This window comes from Flavobacterium sp. LC2016-13, assembly GCF_009707955.1.
In the GTDB taxonomy this organism is placed as follows: Bacteria; Bacteroidota; Bacteroidia; order Flavobacteriales; family Flavobacteriaceae; genus Flavobacterium.
In genome coordinates, this window is sequence record NZ_WMDQ01000019.1 from 13382 (window position 1) to 32012 (window position 18631).

Annotated in this window: 20 protein-coding genes and 2 pseudogenes; 10 read left to right on the forward strand and 12 right to left on the reverse strand. The window is 34.8% G+C overall.

Annotation, left to right across the window (positions count from 1 at the left end; genetic code table 11):
* Positions 1 to 24: 24 nt before the first annotated feature.
* Positions 25 to 606, reverse strand: coding sequence for a TetR/AcrR family transcriptional regulator (locus GKZ86_RS23630; protein WP_154785497.1), 582 nt, complete (start codon positions 604 to 606; stop codon positions 25 to 27).
* Between the two features lie 214 nt (positions 607 to 820).
* On the opposite strand from GKZ86_RS23630, the pseudogene GKZ86_RS25515 reads away from it, so the two are divergent.
* Positions 821 to 979 (forward strand): annotated as a pseudogene (locus GKZ86_RS25515) (DDE-type integrase/transposase/recombinase); the annotation flags it as partial.
* 244 nt (positions 980 to 1223) lie between these two features.
* On the forward strand, positions 1224 to 2276 hold the full coding sequence (locus tag GKZ86_RS23635) for an alpha/beta hydrolase (protein WP_154785498.1): 1053 nt from the start codon (positions 1224 to 1226) through the stop codon (positions 2274 to 2276).
* Positions 2277 to 2343: 67 nt separating this feature from the next.
* On the opposite strand, the gene GKZ86_RS23640 is transcribed toward GKZ86_RS23635, so the two are convergent.
* The 5 genes from GKZ86_RS23640 to GKZ86_RS23660 form a co-directional block, all read right to left on the reverse strand.
* The gene (locus GKZ86_RS23640; protein WP_154785499.1) at positions 2344 to 2817 is read right to left on the reverse strand and encodes a hypothetical protein; all 474 of its coding nucleotides are present in this window, start codon (positions 2815 to 2817) and stop codon (positions 2344 to 2346) included.
* Between the two features lie 86 nt (positions 2818 to 2903).
* Positions 2904 to 4088, reverse strand: a complete 1185-nt coding sequence (locus tag GKZ86_RS23645) for a DUF3570 domain-containing protein (protein WP_154785500.1) — start codon at positions 4086 to 4088, stop codon at positions 2904 to 2906.
* A 17-nt stretch (positions 4089 to 4105) separates the two neighbouring features.
* On the reverse strand, positions 4106 to 4339 hold the full coding sequence (locus tag GKZ86_RS23650; protein WP_154785501.1) for a DUF4266 domain-containing protein: 234 nt from the start codon (positions 4337 to 4339) through the stop codon (positions 4106 to 4108).
* Positions 4336 to 5229 (reverse strand): FAD:protein FMN transferase, encoded by an 894-nt coding sequence (locus GKZ86_RS23655; protein WP_154785502.1) that lies wholly within the window; start codon positions 5227 to 5229, stop codon positions 4336 to 4338. Before GKZ86_RS23655 ends, GKZ86_RS23650 begins: the two co-directional genes overlap by 4 nt.
* A 40-nt stretch (positions 5230 to 5269) precedes the next feature.
* Positions 5270 to 5704: a thioredoxin family protein gene (locus GKZ86_RS23660; RefSeq protein ID WP_154785503.1), complete on the reverse strand. Its 435-nt coding sequence runs from the start codon at positions 5702 to 5704 to the stop codon at positions 5270 to 5272.
* 660 nt (positions 5705 to 6364) lie between these two features.
* On the opposite strand from GKZ86_RS23660, the gene GKZ86_RS23665 reads away from it, so the two are divergent.
* On the forward strand, positions 6365 to 6589 hold the full coding sequence (locus GKZ86_RS23665) for a hypothetical protein (RefSeq protein WP_154785504.1): 225 nt from the start codon (positions 6365 to 6367) through the stop codon (positions 6587 to 6589).
* A 294-nt stretch (positions 6590 to 6883) separates the two neighbouring features.
* Here GKZ86_RS23665 and GKZ86_RS23670 read toward each other — a convergent pair whose 3' ends face one another.
* Positions 6884 to 8392, reverse strand: coding sequence for an ATP-binding protein (locus GKZ86_RS23670; protein WP_154785505.1), 1509 nt, complete (start codon positions 8390 to 8392; stop codon positions 6884 to 6886).
* 326 nt (positions 8393 to 8718) lie between these two features.
* Between GKZ86_RS23670 and GKZ86_RS23675 the strand changes: the two genes are divergently transcribed.
* Positions 8719 to 9144, forward strand: coding sequence for a response regulator (locus tag GKZ86_RS23675; RefSeq protein ID WP_154785506.1), 426 nt, complete (start codon positions 8719 to 8721; stop codon positions 9142 to 9144).
* Between the two features lie 43 nt (positions 9145 to 9187).
* Complete coding sequence (locus GKZ86_RS23680) at positions 9188 to 9439, forward strand: hypothetical protein (protein ID WP_154785507.1); 252 nt, start codon at positions 9188 to 9190, stop codon at positions 9437 to 9439.
* Positions 9440 to 9516: 77 nt separating this feature from the next.
* Here GKZ86_RS23680 and GKZ86_RS23685 read toward each other — a convergent pair whose 3' ends face one another.
* Positions 9517 to 9735, reverse strand: a complete 219-nt coding sequence (locus GKZ86_RS23685; RefSeq protein WP_059119092.1) for a hypothetical protein — start codon at positions 9733 to 9735, stop codon at positions 9517 to 9519.
* 1010 nt (positions 9736 to 10745) lie between these two features.
* Between GKZ86_RS23685 and GKZ86_RS23690 the strand changes: the two genes are divergently transcribed.
* Entirely contained in the window at positions 10746 to 11150 is a 405-nt protein-coding gene (locus GKZ86_RS23690; RefSeq protein WP_059119091.1) for a PleD family two-component system response regulator, read from the forward strand.
* Positions 11151 to 11161: 11 nt separating this feature from the next.
* Here the strand turns inward: GKZ86_RS23690 and GKZ86_RS23695 are convergent, their stop codons facing one another.
* The 3 genes from GKZ86_RS23695 to GKZ86_RS23705 form a co-directional block, all read right to left on the reverse strand.
* Positions 11162 to 12178 carry a chemotaxis protein CheB gene (locus tag GKZ86_RS23695; protein WP_154785508.1) on the reverse strand — a complete coding sequence of 339 codons (1017 nt, stop codon included), beginning with the start codon at positions 12176 to 12178 and terminating at the stop codon, positions 11162 to 11164.
* A 568-nt stretch (positions 12179 to 12746) separates the two neighbouring features.
* Complete coding sequence (locus GKZ86_RS23700) at positions 12747 to 13619, reverse strand: IS3 family transposase (RefSeq protein WP_194632636.1); 873 nt, start codon at positions 13617 to 13619, stop codon at positions 12747 to 12749.
* A complete protein-coding gene (locus tag GKZ86_RS23705) occupies positions 13616 to 13906 on the reverse strand; it encodes a transposase (protein WP_154785510.1) in 291 nt (96 codons plus the stop codon). Before GKZ86_RS23705 ends, GKZ86_RS23700 begins: the two co-directional genes overlap by 4 nt.
* A 298-nt stretch (positions 13907 to 14204) precedes the next feature.
* On the opposite strand from GKZ86_RS23705, the gene GKZ86_RS23710 reads away from it, so the two are divergent.
* Positions 14205 to 15758: an FAD-dependent oxidoreductase gene (locus GKZ86_RS23710; protein WP_154785511.1), complete on the forward strand. Its 1554-nt coding sequence runs from the start codon at positions 14205 to 14207 to the stop codon at positions 15756 to 15758.
* Between the two features lie 411 nt (positions 15759 to 16169).
* Here GKZ86_RS23710 and GKZ86_RS23715 read toward each other — a convergent pair whose 3' ends face one another.
* A complete protein-coding gene (locus tag GKZ86_RS23715) occupies positions 16170 to 16724 on the reverse strand; it encodes a fasciclin domain-containing protein (RefSeq protein WP_056249461.1) in 555 nt (184 codons plus the stop codon).
* A gap of 503 nt (positions 16725 to 17227) precedes the next feature.
* On the opposite strand from GKZ86_RS23715, the pseudogene GKZ86_RS23720 reads away from it, so the two are divergent.
* From GKZ86_RS23720 to GKZ86_RS23730, 3 genes and pseudogenes are all read left to right on the forward strand, one after another.
* Positions 17228 to 17533 (forward strand): annotated as a pseudogene (locus GKZ86_RS23720) (TIGR03643 family protein).
* Between the two features lie 15 nt (positions 17534 to 17548).
* Positions 17549 to 17950 carry a DUF2452 domain-containing protein gene (locus GKZ86_RS23725; protein WP_154785512.1) on the forward strand — a complete coding sequence of 134 codons (402 nt, stop codon included), beginning with the start codon at positions 17549 to 17551 and terminating at the stop codon, positions 17948 to 17950.
* 30 nt (positions 17951 to 17980) lie between these two features.
* Complete coding sequence (locus tag GKZ86_RS23730) at positions 17981 to 18631, forward strand: flavin reductase family protein (protein WP_154785513.1); 651 nt, start codon at positions 17981 to 17983, stop codon at positions 18629 to 18631.

An 18631-nucleotide genomic window follows, 5' to 3' on the forward strand; every position in this document is an offset into this window, starting at 1 on the left:
TTGATACATAAATATTCAAAAAAATTAGCTGATAACAGCTAATTGCATTTCGATTTGATTTTTTAAGACATTTTTATCTGGATACATTCTTCTGAGCGTATTAAGTCCACACCAAAATGTTATTAGATATTTCCCAAGGATCTCGGGATGTGTTGGTGTTTTTAAGTTTCCCTTTAATTTTTCATCTTTAATGGCTTTAGTAAACATTTGTTCTACATCTTTTAAAATTTGAACCGCACTGGCTTCCAGATTTTTATCTATAAAAGTCATTTCTACAACCGTATTGGCAATAATACATCCTTTAAGATGCTCATTTTCTTCTGCGGAAGCGATACTAATAAAAAAGTCTTTAATTAATCTTAATGGAGATTCGCTTTTGATTAATTCCAGTTTAAAAGCATCAAAAGCCAATCGTCGTTCTTCAATAGCTTTTTCAAAAACCTCTTTTTTACCACCTTTGAAAGTATTATAAAAGCTTCCGGTACCAGCACCAGTTGCTTTTTGTAAATCATTCATTGAGGTAGCACTGTATCCTTTCTGCCAAAAAACTTCTTGCGCTTTTTTTACAATATTAGAGTCTTCGTAGATGGTAGGTCTTCCTCTCATTGTTTTATTTATTTTTATAATGATCGATACAAAATTAAATAAAAATAAGTTTACTCTAAATTTTAAAGCAATTTTATTTTGCTAATTAAAAGATTGCCTTAATTGCAGGGGAGTTAAACTGATTTTCTTTTTGAAGAGTTTGATCATGCTACAATTCAGCGCTGGGTTTATAAGTTTACACCTTACTTGAGTCAGAGATGAAGAAGAGAAAAGGCAGTGTAAATATCTCAACAATATATTAGAACGGGACCATCGTTTCATCAAATGGCGCATCTAAAACGGATTAGGTTTTAAAAATTTTGAATCGCTCAAACGCACCTTAAGCGGAATTGAAGTTGTGCATGTGCTAAGAAAGAATGAGATGGTTAGATAAGGAATATCTATGTTTAAATCATTCTGTAAATTGGTGGACTAACTTTAACATTGATTAAAGTTTTATATTTGATTCTGACAGATTCGAACCTATTACTTTTAATATGATAATTAAATTATTCTAAATAAGGTATTTTCATTTCGTAAATTCATTATTTATATTAAATTGACCAATATTTAAAAGTCGAATTAAACTATTTTATACAAAAGCAGTCTTATTAAAATAATCTTAAAATACCTAAATAATGAAGACCCCAATTTTACTTATAATCTCTTTTTTTCTATTATTATCCTGCTCAAAAAATGAAGCAGATGAATCAAATCAAGATTCTGCTTATATAGATGATGATTTGGCAGGGCCTATTTCCAGGCCAAAAACCGGATATGGTTCGAATGGCAGTTATGAAGTTGCAAAAATTAGTTTTCCAAGCCCATTATATAGTGGAAAAAATGTTGAAATTTTTTACCCAAAAGGAATTACTTCCCCCAAACCTGTTATTTTTTATTCGCATCCTTATGGTGGTGAAGAAAGTGCATACAATATAGGTTTGTATGAGTTTATTGCAAAAAAAGGATATGTTGTCGTATTTGCACCTTATCCTACAACAGGTGTAACAGTCGATGAAAGATATGACACACTTTGGCAAAGCTTCAAAAAAGCTGTGACAGATTATCCCACTATAATTGACAAAAAAAAAGTAGGCTTCATGGGACATTCATTTGGAGGAGGAGCCTCTTTTGCTTTGGCTCATAAAGGATTTATTGATGAAGGCTGGGGACAAAACGGGCGTTTTATTTTTGCAATGGCACAATGGTATTCCTACGAAATTACACAGGCAGAATTACAAAGTTTCCCTGAAAATACAAAATTGATAACTCAGGTCTATAATGACGACGTAACAAATGATCATAGGCTGGCAATTGATATTTTTAAAAATATAAATATTCCAAACTCTGAGAAAGATTTTATTTTGATAAAAAAATCAGTTTTACCAACTTTTACTTACACGGCAGAGCATAATCTTCCTAATACACAAACCTCATATGATGCATATGATTATTATGGAATTTACAGATTACTTGATGCAATGATTGATTATAGTTTTAATGGAAATTTGACAGCGAAAAATGTAGCACTGGGAAACGGATCTAAAGAACAAATAACAATGCCGAGTTATAATGGCCAGGCACTATCTCCATTAGAGGTAACCGATAATCCTTCTCCATTATATCCGCAGAGTAAATATGCTTTCCAATGTGGAGCAGTAAATAATCCTAGAATTGCAAATTGTAATTAAAGATTTACGTATTGAATGATATATAATTGATATAAAAAAAGAGGCTTTTTATTGAGCCTCTTTTTTATTAATGTTTTCCATTTCCTTTCCCATTTCCATTATGGTTGCCATTATCGTGATGGCCATTATCTTTCCCTTGTTTATTATTTCCTTTGCCGGGCTTTTGACCAATTGTTTTTTGAGGTTGTCCCTTATAGCCTTTTCCATATTTTACTTTATGGGTTTTGAAATTATCATAAGGACGATCGCCTCTATAATCTGTCAATACAACTTTATATTCATTATAGAGATCATAATTTCTGTAAGCTGAAGGAAGTGATCTGGTTCTTACCCATCTCCCGTTATTTAAGTAAACATAGTTTGATGTGTTTACATCGTAATATGTTTCAAGGTCTGGCAGATAGTAATAACGAACATCTGTATAACCGGCAGGTCCCCATGCAGGAGGAGTGCCAATATTAACATTAACAGATACTTGAGCCTGCGTATAACTAAAAGAAAGGAATAGTATTCCGATCAAAAAATATTTTAAAGTTTTCATAATTTCAGTTTTTAATTCATTAATATTTTCAAATAAAACAAGAAACATGCCTAAAATTTTATTCAATGTATGTGTTTGATTAGCTGTTATTTATATTTGATGTTAATGCTAATAATATCAGAAGTCATATTAGTAGTTCGTGTGTAATGCCCGTAACGAATCTCTAAAGTATTCCAGTGTTTTAACCCAAATAATCCGTTTAGCGGTGTAAATTTCATTCCCATTCCAAAGAAACTGCTGTCAAACTTAGATAGATCATAATTACTAGTGTAATATTCATCAGAAGCAGTATGTTCGCCATATGGTCTAAAATATTTCGTTCCGGTTTGAGTATAATATCTGTAAAATGGACTAACTGAAAAGGCCTGTGTTAATTTTACAGGAATTTCCAGATCAGCGGTATGTGCTTTTAAGTTCCAATCATCAGTATAATATCTGTAATAAGCTCTAATGATTACATTATCTCCTAAAAAATAGCTTCCTCTGATTCCCAATGGAATTTTTAATCGGGTATCCGGCATTTTTTCCTGATGCACTGAACCATCTGCAAAATAAACTCTGTGAAAAGGCAGGCTTAAATATCCGTTTTGGCTGATAACATCACCTACAAGCATTACCTGTAGATTTTTGTTTACAACCTGAGAGTAACTTAAAGTTCCTGCAAAAGTATTTCGGTTGGCACTTTCATAACCTTCACTTCCTGGAGCACGAAGCTCAACGGGTTCAATTAGTTTCAGCTGATCTATAAAGGTTTGGAATTTAGCGGTAAATTCTCCGTTTCTGTCTTTTGTTTTTTGTGAGAAGCTAATATTTCCTCCAAAAGACTGGTAATCAAATTCGGTAGATGATGAAACACCGATTCCTAGTGTTCTGCCTTTTTCTTCATTTTCTCTCAGATAAGTCAAAGAAGGGTAGAAGCGATTGTCTGAAGATGAAGCTGATGAATTTGCACTCAAATCAATCATATCTGATGATGCTGAGGTATAATGATCAATACCGGCTTCGATATCAAAAGTATGCTTGATTCCGGTGTCTCCGTATTTTACCAGTTTAACATCTATTGTGTTTGCAATGTCGGTTAGATGTTCAGAACCAATTCCGCCCGTAACGGCTGAATTGTTTCCGTCCTGTTTATAATAGCTCGAAACTAGATTAACTTCTTCCAATTTTAATTTTTTGCTTTTATAACTGGTAGAATCAGTAGGAACATTTTGCGCTCTTACCTGAAATAATGCCAATAAAGCAAATCCTGTTACGAATATTCTTTTCATTTTTTATAGTATGAAAATTAGTTGCAGCCACAGCCACCGCCGCTTTTTCCTGAATTTGCTCCGGAAGCTCCTTCACGGTAGGATTGAAAACTGAGTTCTGTCTTTTCGATTTTTCTGTTAGAAAGCACCATTTCAGAATCGTTGATTTTTCCTTTTTGATATTCCTTTACCGAAGTGCAGGAGGTGAACAGGATGCCCGTAATAGCAATACTGCATAACAGTGCGAGATTTTTTTGCTTTGGCTTTTTCATTTCAGGTTAATGTTTTTTGAAGTGTAAATTTTGTTGTCATCGTCGATAATAATACAATATAGGTCAGGGATCTGATCTATTAAAAACAAGCCTGCCTTAATACCCATAACTGCTATTGGAGTTGCCATTGCATCTGCAAATTCTGCATTTGAAGCGATAATGGTAACACTTTTTATTCCGGTTATTGGCAGTCCTGTTTTTGGGTCAATGGTATGCGAATATTTTTTGCCGTTAATGGTTACAAACTTTTCATAGTTGCCAGAGGTTGCGACTGCTTTATTGGAGATTTCCATATAAGAGAATGCAGCATTTGGAGCATCTGGATTTGCTACGCCAATCGTCCATTTTTTTCCATTTGGCTGCAGTCCCCAAGCCGATAGATCTCCGCTGGCATTAATAATACCGCTTTGTACATTATTTTTGATAAGAATTTGTTTTGCCATTTCAGCAGCGTATCCTTTTCCGATGCCTCCAAAACCAATACGCATTCCTTTCTCTTTTAGAAATACGGTTGTGTTTTCTTTGTCAAGGATGATATTTCTGTAATCGATAAGATGCACCATTTTTAATGCTGTTTGGGCATAAGGTAATTTGGTCATGGCTTTGTCAAAATTCCATAAACTTTTGTCAATACTTCCGTAAGAAATATCAAATGCACCTTGTGTAATTTTCGAAATTCCGATAGATCTTTCGATAAGATTAAAAACTTCAAGATCTACTTTAACAGGCATAATTCCTGCATTTTCATTAATCAGATTAGTCTGGCTGTCATCTTTATAAGTAGTTAAAAGTTTTTCAATCCGTCTGATTTCTTCAATGGCGAGATCAATATTCTCATTTGCTGCTTTCTCATTTTCGGCAACAACTGTAATGGTAAAGTTGTTTCCCATGAGTTTTAGGGATTGTGAATATTTTTGATTTTTCTGGATATTATTTTCGGCTTTCACAGATCGCTTTTATTTCGGCAGTCCATTGTTCAGGAGTAGTTTCTGGTTTTCCGTGCCAGGTTTTAAGTATTTTGCCATCAGCATCAAGAAGAAGTGTTAGAGGGAAGCTGCCTTCTTTATTGTAAATTTCAGCAAGATCTTCGTTTCTTTTTACTTTCTCCGGAGTTCCGATGTTTTTCTTTTTTCGAGGAAAATCAGCATTAACTAACACTAAATTTTCATTTGCCATGTCAGTGAAAACCTGACTTTCAAGATAGTCTTTGCGTGTTACAATACAAGGTCCGCACCAGTCTGAACCGGAGAAGTTCAATAGGATTAATTCATGTTTTTCCTTTGCAATTTTTTTTGCATTATTAAAGTCAGGTTCCCAGTTTATAGGAAGCGTTGTTAATAACAGGAATAATGTAATCAGCTTCATTTCGCAGTGTTGTTTTAGATATATACGAAATAACGAATTGTTGGGTATCTTATTTTTTTTAATCGCTTAAGATTGGATTAATTTTTTAAGAATTAAAATTTTGCTTTCACTATTAATGTACTTAAAAATTTAAAAAGATATTCTGTTGTAGTAATGACAAAAGTGCGGCTGTATAGCTGCCTCGGGATATTTTTCAGAAGCCTTGGTATGTACACTTTTAGTGATTGTAAATACCGTTCTTGAACCTGTAGACCAATGGCTTAGAAATAGAAAGTAATGAATGGTGTTATCTTGCATTATAATCTAAAATCTTTACTACTATCATTTTTGATATAATTATAGCACGGCAAATTATATTAATATCACATGAAAACAAAGTTCTTCATTATCATAGTAATTGCAATACTATTATCTTGCTGCCAGCAAAAAGATTGGACAGGTCCAAATGAAAATGATATTGTGATAGATGCTTCTGAAAGTTTTACAATTAATAACAAGATGCTAAAAAATTGGTTCTCGTTGAATAGGTAATCAGATAGTATAATTGCCTAGGCACAACTGATTATTCAAAAGCAAAGAGAGGAAGCAGAATTTCATCCGCAAGATGAGCGTGAATATATAAGTACATGCATTGTCTAGGTTCAGCAGCATCTAGATGAAATGAAAAGAAAAGTAAAATATATTAAAGAGTTTGCAGTTAATATTGAAAATTATGATCCCTCCCTGCAGCATAAAATTAATTCATTACAAGCGGACTATATTCAAGTTGGCGATTCTGTCGAATTTGGGAATAAGTTTATCTTTATAATTTTAAACCCATCGAAAAATGAATGCCAAAGGTCATTGCTATCCAAGGTATATTATTCTGCAGGCAGTATATTTTAAGCTTAGGTTTACTTTAAATTATCGAGGTTTTGAAGGAATTTACTGCAGTAATAAAATCAATTTGGATAAAAATAGTAAAAACAGGACCAACTTTTTGTAATGTGCGACAACTTGAAAATTTGGACATAGAACTTGAAGAAGAACTTTTGCTGTATTTGATCCAAAAAAATCGGCAGTAAATTTCTTTTTCATTTCCCTGTTTTGTTTTTTTAAAGGCTCATTACAAAGTTACAGTATGCAACAGCTATGGCCCATCTAATTGAAATCCAGTAAGTTTTTTTTAGCTCAAGAGATTTAAATTGATGTTTCAGATTGTATCAGGGGCAAAGAGATAATAAATACGGCCCCGTTATCTTTTTCTCCGCCGGCGCTGATGGTCCCTTTATGTCTTTGGGCTATTTTTCTGCAAAGCGCCAGACCAAGTCCGTTTCCTTCGCACTGATCTTTGGAATGCAGCCTTTCAAAGGCAGCAAAAATCCTCTCGGCATCAGCAGCATCAAGTCCAATGCCATTGTCTTTAATTGTAATTTCAACCATATCGGTACCTTCGCTATTGGCTAGGACATGTGATATAATTACTCGTGGCGGCTGATCTGCTTTTGAAAATTTCAAGGCATTGTGGATCAGATTGTAAAAAAGTTGCTGGATCAGAATGGGGGCTCCCTGTATATGGGGAAGCTCGCTTGTAATCAGTATAGCATTTTTCTCCTTAATGATAAGTTCGAGATCTGTTTTTATACTTTCTATTAGTTCATTGAGATTGATCTTTTCAATGGGCTGTATTTTTTTATCCATCGTGGAATAGGCCAGGATTCCCTCTATAATGGTCTGCATTCTCTGTGCGGACTGATCTATCTTATTGAGGTATTTTTTTGAATTTTCAGTACAGTTATCCTGGGATTCATTTCGTAAAAGGTCATTAAAGATTTTGATTTTTCGAACAGGTTCTTTCAGGTCATGGCTCACGATATTGGCGAAATGCATAAGATCATCATTGGATCTTCGCAGTTCCTGTGTACTTTGATCCACCTGTTTTTTTAATTCATCCTGAAATTGTTTCTGCTCATCGATGTTCTGGACAATTCCAATAATATTGGTTGGAGTATTGTTCTGATCCTTGATGATTTTACCGTTAATTTTAACCCATTTAATAGAATTATCATCATTTACGATTCGGGCTTCATAGCACATTTTCCCAGTGCTCTGTGCCTGCTGATGTGCTTTTTCGCGCACAAGCTGATCCTCGGGGTGGAGTTTTGCAATGAGCTCTTCATTGTGGATTTCCCGGTCGATGGACCAGATAGTATTGAAGTTTCCGGAGGTCTTGATTTCCCTGGTAGCAAAATCTATTTCGTAAGTTCCCATTCCTGAGGATTCAATGGCCATTCTGAGTCTCTCTTCAGCGTTTTCTGTCTTTTGTTTAGCCAAATGCAGTTCAGTGACATCCGAACCTGTATTCATGACGCCATAAATTTTCATTTCTTTATTGAAAAGCGGGATAAAACTATAATTAAAATAATGTGTTTTTAAGACTCCGTCAATCACCAAATCTACTTTTCTGTCTTTTCCATGAAAGGGAATACCGGTTTTAAGCACCGATACTGCCTGTTCAAAAAACTTCTCATTCTGAACTTCAGGGAGCGCATCAAGATAATTTTTTCCAATCACCTGATCTCCTTTTCCCCAAGCGCTGATCATGGCGGGATTTGCCAGTACTATCTGGAGTTGATCACCGGTATAAACTGCTATTGGCAAAGGGGTATTGTCCACAATGTTTTTCAAAAACAATAGATTATCGTACATCGCTTGCTGGGTTATATTTTATCACGAAGCTATCTTTTATTTGGTATTGCAGTTTTACATTATTCTTTTGGATTGTTTTAAAATTCAAACATGTATAAGTTCCTTTAAAGAATTAAAACAGAACAGAGAGCATAAATATAGCGTTAGAAAAAAATAATCTGTACTATTTTTTTTTTTTAATTTTTAAAATTAAAATTTTCCTGGAGATCCAACAACGTCAATACTGATTTAATTTAAACTTACGAGAAATGGTCCGCAACCAAAAAATAAGATTATGCTTTTGTTTTCAGCTATAGTTTATACCGTAAATTTATTATTTTTGCAACATGAAAATTAAGGGAGAAATAATAGTGATAGAAGATGATCAGGATGACAGAGATTTTCTTAAAGATATTTTTGAAAGTTTAAATTACTCCAATAAAATTGTTTTTTTTGAAGACTCCACAAAAGTTGTGGATTACCTCTCGGATGAGAAAGTGAAGCCTTTTATGATTATCTCAGATATCAATATGCCTAAATTAAATGGATTTGAATTAAGAGACAAGATTCTTCAGGACACTTCAATTAGTAATAAATGCATGCCGTATATCTTTTTGTCAACTTCAAACAATCCAGAAAACATATCCAAGGCCTATACTCTTTCCATTCAGGGTTATTTTAAAAAGCACGACAATTTTGCACAGTATAAAGAAATGATAGACAAGATAATTCAATACTGGATTGTGAGCCTTACTCCGGTATCGGATATGTAATTTTATATATGAGAGAATGAGTATGGATTTAAAAAAGTTTACAATGGAGAAAGCCGTACAATTAAAAGTACGTAAGGACTTAGACAGCTCTCAGCAGTTAAACATTATCAAATTAAAGGGAAGTTTAATAGCTAAGGGATACACGGAAATTATACATATTGTAGATCAGGATGAGGAGTTTCACATTAATTCTTTTCAGACGCCTGCTGCATACAAAAATGAAGTGCATGATTTTATTGCTGCCTTTATCAGTAAAGAAAATTTAGAAGATACCATTACGCTCTGCAAAGGCTGAAATGAATAATAATGAAGAGCTTGTCTTAAGCCTATGCATAATGGCTGAACAATTTAAAAAGTACTGCCGTTCATGCTCTAGCCCTCTACTTTTTCCTTATGATGCTGCTTGAGCCATTTTTCCATTCGCTGCAATAGCTGCACTTCTTTAGGATCGCCTGTGGGATTGGAAAGCCCTGTAATTGTCCTTTCAGAGTTAAACCTTTTATCCTCAAAGGAGCAGGTGAATTTTGGGACCTCGTTGTGTTTGACCAGCCATCTGCCGGGGCCTGTAGTTGCAATTTCAAATTTCTTCATTTTTCTTAATCTCCTTGACAGCTGCAGGTACTTATTATATTGTTGTTGTTTTAGGCTGTTTTTACTGCTGAATTGTAAAGGACAAAATTAGAGCATTATTGCGCTTTTTTGTTATATAATTTACAGCTGGAGGATATTTTTTGATTACTTTGATTATTACTAAAATAAAATTAGCTGAGTCAGTCCAAATAAACAAGTTTCCAGACGGGTACTCAAAACCCTGTTTTTTTATGTTTGCATTATAGGCAAAAAATCATGAGGGAATCTTTGTTTTGCTGTGGCGAAAATAATGCTTTCTTTCAGAAGCTTTTCCCGCTATCCGTTGCAATCTTTTGTGCCGAACACCGGCACAAAAGTATTTTTACTACTATCGGGGCTAGGGCTGCCGGGGAGCCCTGGTTTTTGACTAATAAAAATAAAAACGTTATATAAAAAATGGCGTCAATTGTCTTCAATTGGCGCCATTTGGCTTGTTTGTGACCACTAAAGGACACATTTCAAACCATTTTAGGGAGGATTTGAAGAAATTGGCTTATTGGACGTAGAGACTGTCTTTCATTGGCGTTCTGAATTTGGTTTGGATGTACTGCTGGGGATTGAAGGACAATTCTATTTGATTACGAAGCGATTTCAAAAAAAAACTTATTGAATAATTTATTTAATGTAAAATCAACAGCCTTAACTTTTTGTGGAAAAAAAGGTATAAGCTCCATTTGATGAGTGCTATGTTTGTAATGGCTTTTTGCAATAAACGTTTTGCCGCTCCACGATCAAAATTTAACCACTTCCAATAAGTTTGTGGTTTGCTAAACAAAAAAATCTAAACAGTCGCTTCTTACATTTATCAATTTAAAATATAGGCTTAAGTTATTACAAAGTTTTTCAGAGTTATTACAAAGTAGCATTATTACTCTTTGATACAGCTTTTTTTTGTTTTAAAATTGCACTGAATTAAAGACAATAACTGCAGTAATAGAAGAACTTTTTTAGCTAAAAAATTTAATTGGGGAATGAAATACAAAAATATATTACTAGTCAACGATATAAATGATGATGCAGAGACTTTTGTATTAGTACTAAATGCAATTCATCATAAAATTAGGTCATCAGTAGAAGGTAGTGCACTTGAAGCTCTAAAAAAGCTTCAGGATTCAAAATTATCACCAGATATAATTTTCCTGGATTATAACATGCTATATCTTGATGGAACTGGATTTCTTAAATTACTTCGGGATATTAAAAGTCTAAAAAGAATTCCTGTTGTAGTTTATTCACGAAATTCAGGACTTATGCTAGATGAAGGGATGACCAAATTCAAGAGAGTGCAATTTTTGAAGAAGCATTCTAATTTTAGAAAGCTTTTTAAGTCCCTACAAAAGATAATAATGCCTGACAAGTCTGAAAAAAAAGTATAAGATTAAAATCATTATGTCGGAGAGTCACTGGTACTTGATTTATCATCGGTGAGTAATATAGCCCTTATTCTGTCAATGTGAACCTGTGACATTTTTGCCCTTTCATTGGCAGAATTAGCCATTGCGCCTTTTTGACCATTTGCAATAGTGGTGAGAAGATTTTTCCTTTCTTCAAACATTCTAAGGGCAGTCCACATTGTTTCTTCAATTTTTTCAGTTTGCTCAGCCAGTAAAGCAGCAGCTGTGTAGGCATGACCCGTATGACAGCGATACCTTAGCCCGAATCCCTCGTCCATTTTCCATAATACACCTCCACAGCCAGGACAGTTAAAAGGAACTTGTTCTCCGAGGGAATTAACTGAAGGCAGGTCACTTAGTACACGCTGAGCTATTTTAATTTCCTTAACTATATCTTGTGGAACTGGCAGTTGCTTAGTAGTTTTTCTTATCATTAGGGTGGAAAGAATACCGCCCATCTCTGTTAGGGGAACACAATAGTCTGGCTTCATCTGATTCAGTGCATTGGTTGGCATATCAGGATAATCCGCATCTGCAGGGTCCTGAATTATGCTGATACCTCCACACCTTTGTATGGCAATAAGTCCAGCTGTACCGTCGTCGAGATATCCTGTCAAAAGTATCCCTATTGTCCTGTTTCCAAAAGAAGCCGCCGCAGATCTGAAAAGGGGGTCGATTGCAGGGCGTGATCGATTTTCCTGAGCTCCTTTGGTTACCATAAGACAACCATCCTTTTCAACCATAAGATGATGATCGGAAGGAGCAAAATAAATATAACCGGGTTCAATACGATTTCCCTGCTTGGCGTGAATACATTTGAGTTTTCCAATTTTATTTAATGAATTCAGCAGAGCATCTCCTGTTGCATCGGCAGAGATATGCTGAACTATCAAAAGGGGTGCGGGAAAATCTTTTGGAAGCTGTTCTACCAAACTTATCAGGGCTTTCATGCCTCCTGCTGATGTACCTACTACCACTATATAATTATTTTTGTCGTGAATTTCTTTCATCTCATAAATGTAATCAAATAAAATTCAGTAAATTGAATATCCAATATCTATATAATTAATTATATATCGCTGTGAAAAGCAGCTCCAAAACAAATAAATTTTAGTAATTGTTGTCCCAATTTTTGATTAACCGTTATCGCAAGGGAAGCCAAATCCAAATTTTAATAATATTGTCAAAAAGGTCATAATAGGTTTTTAATTTTCAAACTATTTTTCTTCAAACTTATATATGAATTTGGTCCTATTTGTACCTCATATGCATATTCTATTACATAATACAGCGAAACTAATTTCTGTAAGTGAAATTAGCATTTGGTGAGTAATTTATATTTAATTTTTGAAAGCTTGTTTCTTTTGACTCAAATTAGAGGAAAGTTTAGGGGGTTTTTGGCTCCGCCCAAAACAATTAAAATCCCTGTGTTTACAGGGCTTTTTTATTCAGCGGAGTTTAGTAATGTTTCGAACTTGATCCTTCAAATTGTTTTAATACAGTATTATAAGTTCTTGTTAAATCTAAATGCATCTATTATTCAACCATTTTAACGCGCTAGCATCATTAGAAAAGCTATTATTTAATTGGCTGTTGATTCTGAAACTCTTCAATCGTTAAGTTTCCGAGTGCAGAATGTCTTCTGCAGGTGTTGTAAAAGTTCTCGATATAATCGGTTATTGATTTTTCTGCTTTGTCTTTAGTCTTATATTTATTTTGGTATACCAGTTCTACCTTTAATGTCTTGAAGAAGCTTTCTGCTATCGCGTTATCATAGCAGTTTCCTTTTCGGCTCATGCTTTGGGTTATTTTATTTGTGGCTAATAAAGCAATAAACTCATGGCAGGCATATTGCTTTCCTTGGTCTGAGTGAAAGAGTAGTTCCTGATTGTTCTGCAATGGACGATTTAAAAGAGCTTTCGTTAAAGAGGTGATGCTGGTATCTTTTGCTCTCATTGTTTCGCTGATTGACCAGCCGATCACTTTACGGTCAAAAAGGTCTATCACCACAGTGAGATAGATCCAGCCTTCATCTGTTTCGATGTAGGTGATATCAGAAACCCAGATTTCGTTTCTTCTGGATGCCTTAAAAATCTGTTCTAATCTGTTTTCTGCTGATCTGTTATTAGGGGGTGGGTTTGTAGTCTTTTTATATTTAGATTTTGCAATGCTTCTTAGATGGTTTTCCTTCATAATCTGCCCGACAAATTTTCTGGAAACTTTTATCCCGATGGAATCTAATTCTTTAGCAATTCTAGGGCTTCCGTATCGGCATTGGCTCCAGTGGTAAATTCTTATAATTTCTTTTATTATATGGGCTTTCCGCACAGACTTTGATGTGGGTGTTCTTTTCCTCCATCGGAAGAAACTGCTTTTGTGGATCTGAAAAATCCGGCACATCTTCTCGACAGGAAATATTTCAGCATTTTCTCTGATGAATTCATATTTCACCCGCCGCTCTTGGAGAAGATATTTTGAGCCTTTTTTAGGATGTCCCTTTCAAATTCTAATTCTTTTATCTGTTTCCGAAGCTTCTGCAGCTCATTTTTATGGGATATTTCAGCTGAAGTTTTCTTTATGGTAAATCTGCCTTCTTGGTAAAGCTTCTTCCAGTGCTGCAGGTTACTTGTACTGATGTTGAGTTCTCTTGCCACGTCACAGACTCTTCCGCAGTGGATGCTCATGGAAGCGGCCAGAATCTTAAAGCTTAAAGTAAAGGTTCTCCTCGTATTTTTCATGCTGTTAAAATTAGCAGGAATAAAATTAGCTGCCAGTCAGAAATTTTAGGCAATATATCATCATTTTTTATTGCTTCAGATAAACACTGCCTAAGCTTTTAGTCGCAAAAAAGGTATCAACTCCAGTTCTGTAACAGTCGCAAAAAAAGTATCAACTCCATCATATAAATTATCATTTCCTGAACTTTAAAATTTATTGACATTTTATTTTTTTTCCGTAAGAATTTTATTAAATTTAAAACTTTTAGAAGTTATATTTTTATTCTGATATCGGCTTCAATTTATAATAAGATAAGTTATGAATACAGATAAATGTTTAGAACTGGACGGGTCTACAAAATGTATTTCATCTACCAAGGATATTCGAAGCGAAATCAAATGCAATCACAGCACAGAGATTTTAGTTATCGGTACAAGCGCTGCAGGTATCAGCGCTGCCTACTGGTTAAGAAAATCCGGCAGGAAGGTGATACTGGCAGGCACGGCAATGCCTCACCAGAGCGGGGCCGGGAGGATCACAGCCAGTATAGCAAACCCCATAACGTGTAGTTATTATGACATGTCAGATAGGATAGGGGTGAAAAAAGCGGCCAAAGTTCTCAAGAGTTACAAAAATGCATTAGAATGGACTGCCTCTGTAATCAGGCAGGAAGCAATACAATGCGGATATAAGGAAGTGAAGAGTTATTTATTTCCTTGTGCGGATGAAGATGACAGCAGGATGGACAAAGAATATGCCGCTGCCCGATCCCTGCGGCTGCCGGTAAAGATGCTTCATTCTATACCGTCTTGTAAGACGGCGGAAAACAAAAAATGTCTGCAGCTTTCCAGACAGTCCCAATGTGATGCTGCCTCATTTCTTAATGGGCTTCTTAAGGCATTTATAGAGGAGGGCGGGATATTTTTTGACCACTCAAATGTTGAAAAAATCTCTGACCAAGGGGCAGATATTAACGGGTATTTCATACAATCGGACCATGTTGTACTCGCTTGTGATATGCTGATCAACAAGCTGCCTCAATTCTCGGCCAGACTCAATATGCAGAAAGCGTACCGCATCGGAGTAAAAATTCCAAAGGGTACAATGCCCTTTGGATTCTGGAGTGAAACCCGGCCTTTATATTCACAGCGGGTTTCCGGACCCAATCATAATGCTGTAGTGGAAGCACTGGATTCCCAGTACGATCTTTTAACTGCAGAAGCTTTATATGATACATCGGCAAGATATGAGCCTGAAACTGAAAAAGGGGAGCAGAGAATGGAAAAGCTTGCTTTATGGACTAAAATGCATTTTCCTTCTTTTACCGCTGCTGACTGTAAATGGTCGGGAGAAATAATGCAGCCTTGCGATCTGTTGCCTTTGATAGGCAGAAGTTCAGCCGGCGGGAATATTTTTATTGTAAAAGGGTCTGCAGTAAACGAAATTTCGGACGGGGCATTAGGTGCCCTTATTATTAAGGATCTTATTAATGGAAAAAGAAACAGCTGTGAAAAATTATATGCCCCGTCGCGGACTCCGATGAGGAAAGCCGGAGAGGATACTAGTGAAATTCGCAGGGCTTCACTGGAGAAGGCCCGAAAATGGCTTGCCTGGGATATTTCAACAGTTTCGGACCTGCCTGATGAAGAGGGCAGGATTATTACTGCGGGAGATGATAAAATTGCAGCCTACCGGGATAAAAGCGGAAAACTGCACCTCTATGAGGGAACCTGTCCTCACAGCGGTATGGACTTGGAATGGAATAAGGAATGTAAAACTTTTGACAGCATCTCAAAGGTTTCGAGGTTCTGCCCTTTGGGCATTGTACTCAGCGGACCTTCCGATATCGGGCTGCAGAAAAAGATTTTTTGAATATTGTTACGAAAAAAATCGCTTAGAGACTGTCATCACGCTCCTGCCGCTTTTAGATTTAGAATTTTTAACGCATCGAAAATGGATACCGAAGGTCATTGCTGTCCAAAGGTTACCATTCAGCAGGAAGTCTATTACAGGTTTAGGTTTATTTTAACTTATTGATATGTTGAAGAATGAAGATTATGGCTATGAATGTTAGTTCATGTACTTTATAGTAAAAAGATATATTCTTAATTTTTTCCAAAAAAGAGATGTCAAGTCCAAAATATTTATAGTTTTAAGCTCGCAATAAAATGGTAATCAAAATCTCTTATACAATTGACTATTAATATTGTATCTCATAGTAATTATATAAAAAGCCCTGAAATTTCAGGGCTTTTTATATAATTGTAATTTATTTTCAGCAAATTACATTTTTGGAAGCAGTACTGTGTCCACTACATGTATAACACCATTAGATTGATTTACATCTGAAATTGTAACTTTAGCCTTATTGCCGCTTTCGTCGCTAATGTACAAATCTTTTCCATCCATCCATGCAGTTAGAGTTCCTCCGCTCACTGTTTTTAAAGCAGCTTTTCCTTTACCAGCTTTTATTGCTTTTGCAATATCAGAACTATTCATTTTACCGGCCACTACATGATATGTCAATATGGTTTGTAATGATTTAATATTCTCAGGTTTCAATAATGTTTCAACAGTTCCAGCCGGCAATTTACTAAATGCTTCATTTGTTGGTGCAAAAACAGTAAATGGCCCTTTACCTTGTAAAGTTTCAACTAATCCTGCTGCTTTTACTGCTGCTACCAAGGTGGTATGATCCTTTGAGTTTACCGCATTTTCTATAATATTTTTATTAGGATACATAGCCGCTCCACCAACCATTACAGTTTTTTGCGCAAATGATGTAAATCCAAATCCTAATGCCAGGATTGCGGCTGCTAAAAATTTTCTAGTTTTCATAATTACTTTTTTTAAGTTATAAAGTCATTTACGCTTTAATATTCTTTTTGGTTTTAAAAGAAGTCAAAAAATAAAGTAAAATAAAATCGGACTAAGTAAAAGGTATTATGGATGAGTATTTTGAAGTAATATTTTTTGTGCAATTTACTTTTGTCAAAATAATTTCGCTGTTGTATTCAAAATCAAAGCAAACATGTAATGTATAGCCTAAATTTCTTCTTCTTTATCTTTGGCACTCCAAGTTTTCAATTAAGTAATTTTAATCAATTGATTATAAACTTTAAAAATCAAATGTTATTCTTTTAGCCCTTTTAAGGACTTAAAAGCTGGAATTCTTGAAATAAAGAATTGTGGCCTGGATTTTTTATCAATTTATAAAATAGAATTTCTTCCCATCTTTTAGATTATATCTATTGGTTTAAGATTTAATGTATTATCAATTCTCTCATAACTGTAAAAGTACTATTTTTGTTTAATGGTATTTAATAACTGTTAAACAAAATATGATAAAATCAATCATTGTAAAAATCGATAATGGTGTATTGAATGAAATTCAGATCGATAGAATTATAGAAATGGCATGGGAAGACCGAACACCTTTTGATGCAATAAAATTTCAATTTCATCTTTCAGAAGCCGATGTGAAAGCTTTAATGAAAAAATAGCTAAAATTCAGCAGTTATAAATTATGGCGCATTCGCGTTGAAAATTGTAAAACAAAACACGCTGCAAAGAGAGCCGAAACAATAGACAGATTTAAATGTAACAGGCAAAGAGCAATTTCAAATAATAAAATATCTAAGCGTTAATAAAAATATTCGAAGATGATAAAAAAAGATAAACCCGATAATGTAGTATTTTCTTCTGAGCATGGTTATAATGCAAGCCTATTGCCATATGCTACAAGTGTTGGCGCACCGGTAATAAAAGCAGATGATTTAGCAGGATGGAAAGGCATGGGCCTAAATAAGGTAAACAAAGAGTTTGAAAGTAGATTCAATGAACTAAAAATGCAATATCAGGATTTAATCGAAGAATTCCAATGGAATGAATTGGTATACAATGCCAGATTTTCTTTTGAACCTATTGTAGGTGAAATATATCACTTATATAAAGATGCAGACGGTTTTGATTTTCTCTCACTTATAGGACCCAAAGAATGGAATAAGGAACATATTGCTACTTTTAAACTTAACAGTGATAAAAAATGGATACTCATCAATTGAAAAGTTGCATTTTTTAATAAATTTCTACTAATGAAAAACAAAATAAATTTTAAAACCAGTGATCTGGAAAAAATGGAAAAGCAGACTGCCGTGCATCTAATCAATAGTTTAGGCGGTTTTAAAAGTGTGGCATTGGTAGGAACTTCTGATGTACAGGGAAATACTAATTTATCCATTTTTAGTTCTTTTTTTCATATTGGAGCAAATCCTCCATTAATAGGTATGATTTTTCGCCCCAGCCCGCCCGAGCGTGATACCATGAGAAATATTTTAGATACAGGATTCTATACCATTAATCATATCAATGAACAGATCTACAAGCAGGCACATCAGACATCAGCGAGATACAATAAAGAAATTTCAGAATTTGATACTGCAGGACTCAGTACGGAATATAAAAATAACTTTCCAGCTCCTTTTGTGCTCGAAAGCAACGTACAGTTAGGCATTAAATTTAAAGAAAAAACAGCCATTTCAATCAATAATACCACTATGATTATCGGGGAAATAGTCCAGATTTTCATTCCCGAAGACTGCTTGTCTGAAGATGGTTTTGTTAATTTGGAAAAAGCAGGTACCCTTACGTGTTCCGGTCTGGACAGCTATCATAAAACCATGCAGTTAGACCGATTAAGCTATGCAAAGCCCGATAAGGAAATTACATCACTGCTTAAAAGTTGA

Bases quoted from the DNA above. Each gene is read 5' to 3' on its own strand.
- GKZ86_RS23695 (WP_154785508.1), bottom strand. From the start codon at position 12,178: ATGAAAGAAATTCACGACAAAAATAATTATATAGTGGTAGTAGGTACA.
- GKZ86_RS23635 (WP_154785498.1), top strand. From the start codon at position 1,224: ATGAAGACCCCAATTTTACTTATAATCTCTTTTTTTCTATTATTATCC.
- GKZ86_RS23675 (WP_154785506.1), top strand. From the start codon at position 8,719: ATGAAAATTAAGGGAGAAATAATAGTGATAGAAGATGATCAGGATGAC.
- GKZ86_RS23725 (WP_154785512.1), top strand. From the start codon at position 17,549: ATGATAAAAAAAGATAAACCCGATAATGTAGTATTTTCTTCTGAGCAT.
- GKZ86_RS23670 (WP_154785505.1), bottom strand. From the start codon at position 8,392: ATGTACGATAATCTATTGTTTTTGAAAAACATTGTGGACAATACCCCT.
- GKZ86_RS23730 (WP_154785513.1), top strand. From the start codon at position 17,981: ATGAAAAACAAAATAAATTTTAAAACCAGTGATCTGGAAAAAATGGAA.
- GKZ86_RS23655 (WP_154785502.1), bottom strand. From the start codon at position 5,229: ATGGGAAACAACTTTACCATTACAGTTGTTGCCGAAAATGAGAAAGCA.
- GKZ86_RS23710 (WP_154785511.1), top strand. From the start codon at position 14,205: ATGAATACAGATAAATGTTTAGAACTGGACGGGTCTACAAAATGTATT.
- GKZ86_RS23715 (WP_056249461.1), bottom strand. From the start codon at position 16,724: ATGAAAACTAGAAAATTTTTAGCAGCCGCAATCCTGGCATTAGGATTT.
- GKZ86_RS23650 (WP_154785501.1), bottom strand. From the start codon at position 4,339: ATGAAAAAGCCAAAGCAAAAAAATCTCGCACTGTTATGCAGTATTGCT.
- GKZ86_RS23680 (WP_154785507.1), top strand. From the start codon at position 9,188: ATGGAGAAAGCCGTACAATTAAAAGTACGTAAGGACTTAGACAGCTCT.
- GKZ86_RS23640 (WP_154785499.1), bottom strand. From the start codon at position 2,817: ATGAAAACTTTAAAATATTTTTTGATCGGAATACTATTCCTTTCTTTT.
- GKZ86_RS23665 (WP_154785504.1), top strand. From the start codon at position 6,365: ATGAAAAGAAAAGTAAAATATATTAAAGAGTTTGCAGTTAATATTGAA.
- GKZ86_RS23705 (WP_154785510.1), bottom strand. From the start codon at position 13,906: ATGAAAAATACGAGGAGAACCTTTACTTTAAGCTTTAAGATTCTGGCC.
- GKZ86_RS23660 (WP_154785503.1), bottom strand. From the start codon at position 5,704: ATGAAGCTGATTACATTATTCCTGTTATTAACAACGCTTCCTATAAAC.
- GKZ86_RS23685 (WP_059119092.1), bottom strand. From the start codon at position 9,735: ATGAAGAAATTTGAAATTGCAACTACAGGCCCCGGCAGATGGCTGGTC.
- GKZ86_RS23690 (WP_059119091.1), top strand. From the start codon at position 10,746: ATGAAATACAAAAATATATTACTAGTCAACGATATAAATGATGATGCA.
- GKZ86_RS23630 (WP_154785497.1), bottom strand. From the start codon at position 606: ATGAGAGGAAGACCTACCATCTACGAAGACTCTAATATTGTAAAAAAA.
- GKZ86_RS23645 (WP_154785500.1), bottom strand. From the start codon at position 4,088: ATGAAAAGAATATTCGTAACAGGATTTGCTTTATTGGCATTATTTCAG.